The 11,940-nt window shown below is 33.6% G+C and carries 10 protein-coding genes; 7 read left to right on the top strand and 3 right to left on the bottom strand.

What is annotated here, in order from left to right; genetic code table 11:
* Nucleotides 1-57: 57 nt before the first annotated feature.
* The 5 genes from polX to lepA are packed head-to-tail and all read left to right on the top strand — an operon-like array spanning nucleotide 58 to nucleotide 7,312.
* Nucleotides 58-1,794 carry a DNA polymerase/3'-5' exonuclease PolX gene (gene polX / locus N2259_03390; GenBank protein ID MCX7779253.1) on the top strand — a complete coding sequence of 579 codons (1,737 nt, stop codon included), beginning with the start codon at nucleotides 58-60 and terminating at the stop codon, nucleotides 1,792-1,794.
* A 3-nt stretch (nucleotides 1,795-1,797) separates the two neighbouring features.
* Nucleotides 1,798-2,277: a flavin reductase family protein gene (locus tag N2259_03395; GenBank protein ID MCX7779254.1), complete on the top strand. Its 480-nt coding sequence runs from the start codon at nucleotides 1,798-1,800 to the stop codon at nucleotides 2,275-2,277.
* Between the two features lie 4 nt (nucleotides 2,278-2,281).
* Nucleotides 2,282-3,382, top strand: a complete 1,101-nt coding sequence (locus tag N2259_03400) for a glycosyltransferase family 4 protein (GenBank protein ID MCX7779255.1) — start codon at nucleotides 2,282-2,284, stop codon at nucleotides 3,380-3,382.
* A 2-nt stretch (nucleotides 3,383-3,384) separates the two neighbouring features.
* Entirely contained in the window at nucleotides 3,385-5,463 is a 2,079-nt protein-coding gene (locus N2259_03405) for a DUF4012 domain-containing protein (protein MCX7779256.1), read from the top strand.
* Nucleotide 5,464: 1 nt separating this feature from the next.
* A complete protein-coding gene (gene lepA, locus N2259_03410) occupies nucleotides 5,465-7,312 on the top strand; it encodes a translation elongation factor 4 (GenBank protein ID MCX7779257.1) in 1,848 nt (615 codons plus the stop codon).
* Nucleotides 7,313-7,671: 359 nt separating this feature from the next.
* Here the strand turns inward: lepA and pth are convergent, their stop codons facing one another.
* The 3 genes from pth to N2259_03425 are packed head-to-tail and all read right to left on the bottom strand — an operon-like array spanning nucleotide 7,672 to nucleotide 10,981.
* The gene (gene pth / locus N2259_03415) at nucleotides 7,672-8,253 is read right to left on the bottom strand and encodes an aminoacyl-tRNA hydrolase (protein MCX7779258.1); all 582 of its coding nucleotides are present in this window, start codon (nucleotides 8,251-8,253) and stop codon (nucleotides 7,672-7,674) included.
* Between the two features lie 12 nt (nucleotides 8,254-8,265).
* Nucleotides 8,266-9,609: a ribosome biogenesis GTPase Der gene (gene der / locus N2259_03420; GenBank protein ID MCX7779259.1), complete on the bottom strand. Its 1,344-nt coding sequence runs from the start codon at nucleotides 9,607-9,609 to the stop codon at nucleotides 8,266-8,268.
* Nucleotides 9,610-9,613: 4 nt separating this feature from the next.
* Nucleotides 9,614-10,981, bottom strand: coding sequence for an LCP family protein (locus N2259_03425; GenBank protein MCX7779260.1), 1,368 nt, complete (start codon nucleotides 10,979-10,981; stop codon nucleotides 9,614-9,616).
* A gap of 309 nt (nucleotides 10,982-11,290) precedes the next feature.
* Here N2259_03425 and N2259_03430 point away from each other — a divergent pair, with 309 nt between their 5' ends.
* Together N2259_03430 and N2259_03435 are read left to right on the top strand one after the other, a co-directional pair.
* On the top strand, nucleotides 11,291-11,746 hold the full coding sequence (locus N2259_03430) for a prepilin-type N-terminal cleavage/methylation domain-containing protein (GenBank protein ID MCX7779261.1): 456 nt from the start codon (nucleotides 11,291-11,293) through the stop codon (nucleotides 11,744-11,746).
* A gap of 86 nt (nucleotides 11,747-11,832) precedes the next feature.
* Nucleotides 11,833-11,940, top strand: a 108-nt coding sequence (locus N2259_03435) for a prepilin-type N-terminal cleavage/methylation domain-containing protein (protein ID MCX7779262.1), incomplete at its 3' end; no start/stop codon positions are given.

An 11,940-nucleotide genomic window follows, 5' to 3' on the forward strand; every position in this document is an offset into this window, starting at 1 on the left:
AGTGTCTTAACACATTATAAGAATTGTTTTTTTTATAAAATTTATTAAAATCAAATTATGACCAATCAAGAGTTAGCCAAAATTTTTTATGAAATTGCTCATTATTTAGAAATGGAAGGGGTAGCTTTTAAACCTTATGCCTACGAAAGAGCAGCCTTGACTTTAGAAACCTTAGAAGATGACGTGGCAGAAATTTACAAAAGAGGAGGCATTGAGGCCTTAAAAGAAATTTCTGGTATTGGCGAAAGTATAGCTGAGAAAATTAAAGAATATTTAGCAACCGGGAAAATTAAATATTATCAAGAGTTAAAGAAAAAAATACCAGTTAACTTAGAAGAATTAATGGCTGTTGAAGGTTTAGGTCCAAAAAAGATCAAAGTTTTGTATAAAAAATTAGGCATTAAAAATCTTCAGGACCTAGAAAAGATGGCCAAGAGTCATCGCATTGCGCCACTTTTTGGTTTTGGTGAAAAAACAGAAAAAAATATTTTAGAGGGAATTGCCTTTTTAAAAAGAAGCAAGGGGAGATTTTTGCTTGGTGACATTTTTCCCCATCTTCAAGAAATTTATGAAAAATTAAAAAATTTAAAAGTAGTCGAGAAAATTGACGTGGCTGGTTCAGTAAGAAGAATGAAAGAGACGATAGGCGACGTTGATTTTTTAGTCATTTCAAAAAAGCCCGAGAAAGTAATGGACTTCTTTGTTTCCCTGCCAGGTGTAGTTAAAATTTGGGGTAAAGGTAAGACGAAAGCTTCAGTGAGAATGAAAAAGGGATTTGATATGGATATTCGTGTCTTGCCAAAAAAAAGTTATGGAGCCGCGCTTCAATACTTTACTGGGTCCAAGGAACATAACATTGCCCTAAGAAAAGTTGCTTTAGAAAAGGGGTTAAAACTTTCTGAGTATGGACTTTTTAAAGGTTCAAAAATGATAGCCGGAGAAAATGAGGAGGAAATTTATCAGGCCCTGAACATGGAATGGATTCCTCCAGAAATGAGAGAAAACCAAGGCGAAATTGAAGCGGCTTTAGCGCACCGTTTACCAAAGGTTATTAATTATAAAGATATTAAGGGCGACCTTCATCTTCATTCAAAATGGGATGGCGGAGCAGATACGATTGAAGAATTAGCCTTGGCTGCTCAAAAAATTGGTTATCAGTACATTGGCATTGCTGATCACACTAAATTTTTGAGAATTGAACATGGTTTAGACGAGAAGAAATTAATAGCCCAACATCGAGAAATTGAAAAATTAAATTCAAAATTCAATCCATCGGCCACTAGAAAAAATCCAAAATTCTATATTTTACACGGCTGTGAGGCAAATATCATGGCCGATGGGTCAATTGATATTAAAGATGAGGTTTTGAAAAAATTGGATTTTGTCGTAGCCGGCATTCATTCTCACTTCAAAATGTCAAAAGAAAAAATGACTGAAAGAATTATTAAAGCCATGAAAAATCCAAATGTTGATATTATTTCTCACCCAACTGGTCGAATTATTCAACGGCGCGATGAATATCAAATTGATTTTGAAAAAATTTTGAAAGTAGCCAAAGAAACAGGCACAATTTTAGAAATAAATTCTTATCCCGAAAGATTAGATTTAAATGACAAAAATATTAAAAGAGCCAAAGAAGTAGGCGTCAAAATGGTTATCAACACCGATTCTCATTATCATGATCAAATGCGTTTTATTAAATACGGCATTGCCCAAGCCCGTCGTGGCTGGGCCGAAAAAGAAGAAATTATTAATACCCAACCACTAGAAAAATTATTAAAATTTTTTAAATAAAAAATGCGTTTAACTACCTTAACCAATCCAAGGCAGACGATTCTTCTTACCTGTCGAGCCAAAGGAAAAGATAATATTATAACTCTTGACTGGCACACTCCTTTATCTTTTGAACCAATGCTTTATGCTGTTTCCATTGGCAAAACAAGATTTTCTTTAGAATTAATTCGAGTCTCAGGCGTTTTTGTGATTAATTTCATTAGCAAAGATTTTGAAAAAGAGGCATTATGGTGTGGCAGAAGATCGGGCAGAGATTTTGATAAGTTTCAAGAAGTTGGTTTTCATAAAGAAGAAGCCGAAACGATCGATTGTCCGATCATTAGAGAAGCCTTAGGCTATTTGGAGTGCCAAGTCGAAAAAGAAATTGAAGTAGGGGATCATATTTTATTTATTGCCCGAGTGACTAAATATTTATTAAAGAGAAAAGAAAAACGCCTTTTTCACCTTTTTGAAGATAAATTTACGACCACCGAAGAGATATAATTTTATGAGAATTGGCATTGATGCTCGTCTATACGGAATTTCTGATCGTGGCATCGGTCGTTATACCGAAAAACTTATTGAATATTTAGAAAAAATTGATTCTGAAAATGAATATTTTATTTTTTTACGTCAAGATGGATTTAACAAGTATCAGTCAAAAAATTATAACTTCCACAAAGTTTTAATTAACATCCGACCTTATTCAGTCAAAGAGCAAATTATTTTTCCCATTCGACTTTATCAATATCATCTAGATTTAGTCCATTTTCCTCATTTTAATGTGCCAATTTTTTACCGAAAACCATTTCTTATCACTATTCATGATTTAATTATTTCTAAATTTCCAGAATCTCGACGAAAAGCTACAACTTTACCATACTTTCTTTATCAGGTCAAACTGATTTTTTATCAGTTAATTATAAAAAATGCCGTTAAATTAGCAAAAAAAATTATTGTCGTTTCCAAAGCAACCAAAAAAGATGTGATGGAAATTTTGAAAGCTGATCCAAAAAAAATTGAAGTTATCTACGAAGGGGTTGATTTAATCAAAATTCAAAATTCAAACTTCGAAATTCAAAATTATATTCTCTATGTTGGCGCCGCTTATCCTCATAAGAATTTAGAAAGACTGCTTCTTGCCTTTAAAAATCTAAACATTTCTCATCTCAAACTTATCTTGGTTGGTAAAAATGATTATTTTTATCAACGTTTAAAAAAATACAGTCAAAAGTTGGGCTTAAATGATCAAGTTATTTTTAAAGGTGAGGTGAGTGATGAAGAATTGGCTAATCTTTATCAAAATGCTTTATTTTTTATCTTTCCTTCACTAAGCGAAGGTTTTGGTTTGCCTGGCCTCGAAGCAATGGCCTATGGTACGCCAGTTTTAGCCTCTACCCTTTCCTCTTTACCAGAAATTTTCGGTGAGGCAGCTTATTATTTTAACCCTTATGATGTGGAAGAAATAAAAAGGGCGATGAACAAATTATTGACCGATGAAAATTTAAGAAAAAACTTGAAAGAAAAGGGATTTAAACAGATAAAAAAATATTCCTGGCAAAGGATGGCTGAAAAAATATTAGAAATTTATAAAAATATTCAATCATAAATATGGTTCATGATAAAAAAATAAAATTTGATTTTTTGAAAAAAGAAAAAGCCTCTCCCCACTTAATTGATTTAAGGAAAAAAGAGAAATCAAAAATAAAATTTCTTGATTCTCTTTATCTTTTTAGGAAAATTTGTCTGATACTTTCTTTGGTTATTTTAATACCTATCACCATTTTTTTAGTTAAACTTTCTCTTTCTCAAATTATGACCTTAAAAATTCAATTGATTGAGAATCAGTTTTATAGTTTAGATAAATTTTTTCTTGGCCTTGAGAGTTTAAAAAATTTTAATTTTTCGAAAGCCGAAGAAAATTTTAATTTAGCGAAAAAAGACTTTTCTTCTGGTTTAGAGAAAATAGAAAAATCAAATTTTTCTAATAAATTTTTATTAAAAATTCATCCTCGTTCAAAAACGATGATTCATCTACTTGAGGTCTTAAAAGATTCATCAGAAATTGGGCTAATTTTAGCCAAGACAGGCAATGAGGTTTTAAATTTTGTAAAAATTGAGGAAAAAGAGGAAAAAGATAGAGGAATTTTACCACCAGAAATTTTAAACTTTGATTTTTTGACGGTCACAAAAATTTTAAAAGAAAAAACAGCATTAATCCTTCCTCTTGTTGAAAAAATCGAAAAAAATTTTTCTCAAATTAACCTTAGTTACCTGCCACCAAATTTCCAACCAATTTTTAAAATTGTTAAAGAAGAGGTTCCTCTCCTTAAAAAAAATACCCAGACATTCATCATTTTTTTAGAAAATTTTGAAAAGATAGTTGACCACGATAGGATGAAACGTTATTTAATCGTTTTTCAGAATAATAACGAAATAAGAGCCACGGGTGGCTTCTTAGGTACTTACGCTTTAATTGATTTTGCCAATGGTCAGATTAAAAATTTTGAAATGCCAGCCGGCGGTACTTATGATTTAGCTGGTTGGCTGACAGTCAAAGTTGCTCCACCAGCGCCATTTTTTATTGCTCAACCAAAATGGATGTTTCATGATGCCAACTGGTTTCCTGATTTTCCAACCTCGGCGAGAAAACTGATATGGTTTTTTGAACGTTCTGGTGGTCCAAGCGTTGATGGAGTGATTGCCATTAATGCCGAGCTAATTTCCGATTTTTTGACTGTACTTGGTGAAATTTCTTTGCCACATTATCAGAAAGTTATTAACGCGCAAAATTTCATTTTAGAAACCCAGAAAGCTATCGAGATTGAAAGAAGAGAAAAAAGGAAACCAAAACAATTTTTAGTTGATTTAACACCGATTTTAATAAAAAAAATTATTCAAGCAGAGCCAGATAAATTTTTTCAAATTTTCGAAAAAATAATTGAGGGTTTATCAGAAAAGAAAATTCTTCTTTATTCTGTCGATGAAAAAATAGAAAAATTTTTTCAAGAGAAAAATTGGACAGGCGAGATTAAAGAAACACCTTTTGATTATTTATTAGTTGTCGCCACCAATGTCAACGGAACAAAAACTGAAGGAGTTATAGAACAAAAAATTTTCTACCAAGTGGAAGTTAATCTCAACGGTTCAATGATTGGCACTTTGACCATTCGAAGAAAACATTATGGTCAAAAGGATGATTTTTTTACCGGTAAAAAAGATTTAAGTTGGTTAAGGGTTTATTTGCCAAAAGGAACGGTTTTTCTTGGCAGTCAAAGGGCAACAAAAAAAGAATTGGCTGTCGTTAAGCCAGGTTTTAATCTTGATGAAGATTTAAAAAACATTGAAAAAGAAATAATTATTGATCAAGTTTCTGGCACAAGAATAACTGAAGAATTTGGTAAAACTTGCTTTGGCAATTTTTTAGAAATCGCACCAGGCGAGGAAAAAGAAATTTCTTTTCAATATCTTTTACCATTTAAATTAAATTTAGAAAAAAAACCAACCTCCTACAGCTTGCTCATTCAAAAACAACCTGGGAGAAAAAGTGATTTCCAGGGAGAAATTATTTTGCCCGAGAAAAGAAAAATTATCTGGCAATATCCGGCATCGATCCAAGAAGAAGATGAAACGATTAAATTTAAAACCGATTTAAAAACTGATAAATTCTTTGCTTTTATTATTGAATAAAATGGACAATCAATTTATTCGTAATTTTTGTATTATCTCCCATGTCGATCACGGGAAGTCGACCCTCGCTGATCGTTTTTTAGAATTGACTCAGACCGTACCAAAAGAAAAGATGAAGCCTCAATATTTAGATCAAATGCCTTTAGAGAGAGAAAGGGGGGTGACGATTAAATTAACACCAGTAACGATGTCCTATCTGCTAAATTCTCAATTATATATTCTTAACCTTATTGATACCCCCGGTCACATTGATTTTTCTTATGAAGTCTCAAGAGCACTAGCGGCTGTTGAAGGAGCGATTCTTTTAGTTGATGCTTCTCAAGGTATTCAGGCCCAAACTATTACCAATTTAAAATTAGCTCTTGTGCAGAAATTAGTGATTATTCCCGTTTTAAATAAAATTGATTTACCAGCTTTGGATTTAACAACAAGAAAAAAAGAATTAGCCAGCCTTTTGAAAATCTCAACCGAAGAAATTCTCCTTATCTCGGCGAAAACCGGCCAAGGGGTAGAAAAAGTTTTAAGAAAAGTCGTTGAGAAAATTCCACCTCCGGGCGGTCAGCCAGCCGCTCCCTTACGGGCCCTTGTTTTTGATTCTCTTTATTCAGAACATCGAGGAGTGATTGTTTATTTAAAAGTTGTTGACGGTGAATTAAAAAGCGGCGACAAATTAGAGATGTTGGGGAGTAAAGCCAAATTCGAGGCTTTAGAGGTAGGTGTTTTTAAACCATTTTTAACAAAAAAAGAGTCTTTGCCTCACGGGTCAATTGGTTATCTTGTTACTGGTCTCAAAGAAATTAGAAAATGTCGCGTTGGCGAGACGATTACTCTTCAAAAAGCAAAAGACAAAATTCAACCGTTGCCCGGTTATCAAGAAATTAAACCAATGGTTTTTTCGAGTTTATATCTTCAACCTGGTCAAGAACCGGGAAAATTAGGCGAGGCATTAGAAAAACTAAAATTAAACGATGCTAGTCTATTTTTTGAACCAGAAAAATCATCTTCTCTTGGTCTTGGCTATCGTGGTGGCTTTTTAGGCCTTTTTCATTTAGAAATTGTTAAAGAAAGATTAAAAAGAGAATACAATTTAGAAGTCATTACGAGTCGACCTTCAGTTGCTTATCATGTTTGGTTAAGAGGAAAAAGGGAATTTCAAGAAATCTACTCTCCAGAAAAGTTTCCAACCGGTAACATCGAAAAAGTTGAAGAACCGATAATGAAGGTTGAAATTATTACTCCGGAAAAATATCTTGGTTCTATTTTAGCATTGATCAAGAAATATCATGGCGAATTTACTTCTTATGATTATTTATCTACCGACTCTCTCCTTGACAATTTTAATTCATTAATGATTAAAGCAAAAATTCCTTTAGCTATGTTGATGGTTGATTTTTATGACCAATTAAAAAATGTTAGTGCTGGCTTTGCCTCGATGAGTTATGAATTTGCTGGCTATCAAGAAGCCGATTTAGTTCGACTTGATATTTTATTGGCCGGTGAAAGACAAGAGGCCTTTTCCTCAATTGTCTACCGTCAAGAGGCTTATTCGGAGGCAAGAAAAATAGTTGATTTTTTGAAAAAAAATTTACCTCGACAGATGTTTGAAGTCAAAATTCAAGCCGTTTTGGGTTGGCAACCAAAAGCCAAGGGACGAGAGGCAGGTGGAAAGATTATTGCTTCAGAAAGATTGCCGGCTTTACGAAAAGATGTCACCGCCAAACTTTATGGCGGCGATATCACCCGGAAAATGAAACTTTTACAAAAACAAAAAAGAGGCAAAGAAAAATTACGCCGCTTTGGTCGAGTTGAAATTCCCTCCGATCTTTATCTAAAGATGTTAAAGAGATAAAAAATAAAAGAGTCTCATTTTCATCGTGTTAACACATTGAATCTTGACAAAAAAAGAGAAGGTGGTAAAATTTTAAAGATAAAATAAAAACAGAAAGGAGGTGAAAATTGTGAAAATATTTTTACCATTCTTTTTTTTCCTGTTAGTCTACGGACTAATAGGATTAATACTCTGGTGGTGGCACAAAAATCCACCACGGTAAGATAGAAAATCAGAAATTCGAATTGATCTTGTTCCTGCTTGTGAAGCACTTACATTAATCAATAAAATTTACCCCGACCAGAACCGAACATTCTGGCCGGGTTTTTTGTTTAATGATCTAATGGTCTTACTAAATAAATTTTAGCGATCGCCAAAAATTATTGAGGTAGGTTTGAAAGGAGAATGGTTTGATTTTTGACTTCTTCTTTTAAAGAATTTTCCAGTACCTGACAGGTTTTTCTGATTGCCCTTTCCACTATTTCCTTTTCTTCCTTACTAAACCTTTGTAAAACAAAATTTTCTAAATTTTGAATTTTGAACTTTGAACTTGGTTTGATGCCAATTTTTATTCGGATAAAATTTTCTGTTTTCAATTGGTCAATAATTGACTGAACGCCTCGATGACCACCAGCTGAGCCACTAGTCCTGATTCTGATTTTTCCCAAAGGTAGATCAAGATCATCATGGACAACAATTAAATTTTCAATTTTCAACGACCAATTTTCCATTATTTTTTTCACCGCTTGACCAGATTCATTCATAAATGTCTGCGGTAAAACTAAAAAGATTTTTTCATCATCGATCTTCCCTTGAGCAATTAAACTAGCAAATTTTTTCTTGAACCCAAAATTAGGCAAGCCTTTTATTTGCCGGAAAAAAGAAACGACGGCCTGACCAAGATTGTGTCGGGTGCCTAAATATTTTGGCAAAGGATTTCCTAAACCAATAACAATTTTCATATTTTCTAAATTCTAAATTCTAGATTCTAACCTAAGTGGCACTCCCCAAAAATTAAATTTTTCTCTAATTTTTTTCTCTAGTAAATTAAACTGTGCCTGGACGGGTGGTTTTTCTTTTCTTGTTAAACGAGGGACCTTAATAACAATGGTTGGAATTTTTTCCTTGACCTGAAAAATTTTTGTTCTTAACCAGTATTTTTCTTTAAAATGATATTCTCTAATCGTTTCTTTTAAAATTTGGTTGAGAATTTTTGGAGAAAACTTTTTTTTCTTTCTTTTTTCTATTTCTAAAATTAAGTCTAAAAGTTTAGTTAAGTTTATTTTTTCTTTAGCTGAGACAAAAATAATTGGTGCCCACCAAAGCGTTTCCAGCTCGCTTTGATAATATTCAAGATATTTTTCCATCGCCAATTTCGCCAAATCAAACTTATTAACCACTAAAATAAGACTCTTTTTTTCTTCTTTGATTAAGCGAGCCAAAGTTCTTTCTAAGTGAGAAACTCTTTCATTGAGGTCAAAAACAAGTAAAACAAGGTCGGCTTTTTGAATCGTTTTTAAACTTCTTTCAATGCCAATTCTTTCGATTTCTTTTTTGATTTTTGTCCGACGCCTGATTCCGGCCGTATCAATGAAGATAAGTAGTTTATCCTTGTAGGTAAAAAAAGTATCAACCGGTTCTCGGGTTGTTTGGGGGAAGGGAGTGACAATAACCCTTTCTTCACCCAAAATTGAATTAACTAAAGTTGATTTACCAACATTTGGCCGACCAATGATAGCAATTTTGATAGCCGCTTTTAAAGATTTCTCCTTTTCACGCTCGCAAACAAGAGTCGACGTCTTCTTTGCTTTCATTTCTTTAATTTTTTTGAGAATTTCATCTAAAAGATCGCCGACCCCAGGGCCATTCAGCGCTGAGATAAAAAATGGTTGACCAAGGCCTAATTTTAAAAAATTTTCTTCTTTAACCTCTGCTCTTTGTCGAGGAGAGTCAATTTTATTAACTACTAGAATAATTGGCTTTTTTAATTTTTTTAATTTTTTGGCAATGACTCTATCTTCGGCCGTTAGACCAGTCTTGCCGTCTAACAAGAAAAGAATTAAATCTCCTTCTTCAAGGGCGAAAGCAATTTGTTTTTGAACTTCTTTTGTTAAAAAATCTTGACCGACCTTTGTTCCCTTTAGACCGGCTAAATCAATGAGTTGAAATGACTCGCCACGCCAGAAACATCGACCATAAATGCGATCGCGGGTCGTACCTGGTTCAGGCGAAACGATTGATTTTTTCTCTTCAACCAAACAATTGAAAAGAGTTGATTTACCAACATTGATTCGACCAACAAGCAAAACTTTTATCATAATCTTATTTTTCTCCTAAAACAATGACAAAGTCAGCCTTTTGATGAGTCAAAATAGAAGGAATTTCTTGACTGATTTCACCATTAATTTTTTTCTTCAGTTTCTCTAAATCTTCTTTTTTTTCTCCTCGGCTGAGATCATAAATGATTGTCTTGGTCGCATTTCTTTCCGGCGCATTACCAATTTCGATAATTTCAAAGTCATTACTTAACAAATCAGCCTTGCTCTTGGCTAAACCAGTAATAAAAGTGCCATTCAAAAGAACAATTTTTGCTTTTGATGGCATCACTGTTGTTGTCGCTTCTTCAATTTTAAAGATATTTTTTGCTATAGCTGCCAATTCTTTAAAGTCGCCATTTTTCGGTCGTAAAACATAAGCACCATTAAAAGTCTCAGCATAAAGAGGCGAATTTTCACTTAGATCTAAAGATCGGGTTATAATTTTTTCTTCTTCAATTTGATTGAAAATTTTAGCCAATTTAACTATTTCATCAAATTCAAGATTAGTTTTAAAATATTTAGCCAAAAGATGAAAAAGTCGCCAAATCTTTTCTGGTTCCTCTAAAATTTTTATTTTTTCTATTTTATTTTTGATAGCTAAAAGTACTTTTTGCTGACGTTTCATTCGTGCAAAATCAGTTGACTCATTATTTGTGCCGTGGCGGGAGCGGACAAATTCTAGCGCCCGTTCACCATTCATCACTTGCCGGCCCCTTTCAAAAGAAACTGTGCGATAAGAAAAAGCCGGACCAGGGTAGAGAGAATCAACAAAACTTCTTTCCACTTCAACCTCGATACCACCTAAAGTATCAATAATTTCTTTAAAACCAGAAAAATCAAGTCGGACAAAATAATGGACTGGCAAATCTAAAATTTGACTGACCACTAAACTGGCTAATTTGCCGCCATCTTTTTCTTTCATTTCGCCATAAGCATTAGCGCTATTGATTTTTTGCCAACCATAACCAGGGATAGGCACCAAAAGATCGCGGGGTAAAGAAAAAAGAGCGAGTTGACGACTTGAGGGCTTAAAAGAGGCGAGAATAATAGTATCAGTTAAATAGGCCCCTTCGTGATCGGCTCCACCCATCCCCAGGAGTAAAATGTTAATTCGATCAGAGATTTCGCCATGTAAGAGTGAGCCGGGCGAAATAATTAATTTGATCACCCCTTTCCAAAAAGAAAGTTTTGGCATCTGAGTTAAAAAACTTTCACTGGAAAAAGCTCCGCCCGAAAAAAGAAGAATCAAAACAATCAATAAAATTGCCAAAAAACGAAAAATAGATTTGGCTTTTCTTTGAAAAAAAGAGGGTGGTTTTAAAACCTTTTGAAATTCTGGCTGGTCAATGAAATCAACCTTCAATTCCCGCATAGATTTTTATTATATCTTTTATAAGCTACAAATCAAGGTTCAAGAGAATGGTAAGACAATCAAAAAATCAATTTCTTCTTGGACCTACTTATTTGTAAACTTCTAACTTGTCCCGCCTGTGGATAACTTTTCCATTAGTTATGGTATAATAAAAAATAATACAATTTTGAAGAAAATTTCAATTTTTAACTATGGCCAAAAAAACCAAAAAAACAAAAAAAACAAAAAAGGTCGAGAAAAAGGTCGCGCCTTGTTGTCGACCTTGCAAAATCTGTCGTTAATTTTTAATTTTTAAAACTTTTAAAACTTATGAAAAAGCGAGGCTTTACCTTAGTCGAACTTTTAGTTGTCATCGCTATTATTGGTATTTTAGCTGCCATTGGTATTACAGCTGTAAGTAGTGCCAGGGTTCAAGCTCGTGACGCGAAGAGATTAGGTGATATTCGTCAGATTATGGCAGCCTTAGAAATGTTTTTTCAGGACGTGGGAAGATATCCAAGCAACTTAGCAGATCGGAATATTGCTGGTTTATGTCTAACACGAGAAAACAATATTAGTAGCATTTGTACTGGTAATCTTTATCTCGTTATTCCCAGCGATCCTTTACTGAATTCAACTGACGGTGCATGTAGTGCTACACAGACAAGATATCAATATTCAACAGAAGACAGTAATAGAACCTATCTACTTGAGTTCTGTCTAGCTCGAGGGGCTGGTGGTTATGCGGCTGGAGCAAGAAACGCAACACCAGCTGGGATAAGGTAGGCGGGATAAGGTAGAAAGGAAAATAGTTTTTAAAATTGTGATTAAGTTATTCTAATGCTTTGTGATTCACCTTATATGATGCATATATGGTGCAAAAGAGTGAGAAAGGCTTTACCTTAGTCGAACTTTTAGTAATCATCGATATTATTGGTATTTTAGCTGCCAATGGTATTACAGCTGTAAGTAGTGCCAGG

It is taken from the genome of Patescibacteria group bacterium (assembly GCA_026417895.1).
Taxonomy (GTDB): Bacteria; Patescibacteriota; Patescibacteriia; order UBA2591; family CALHIP01; genus CALHIP01.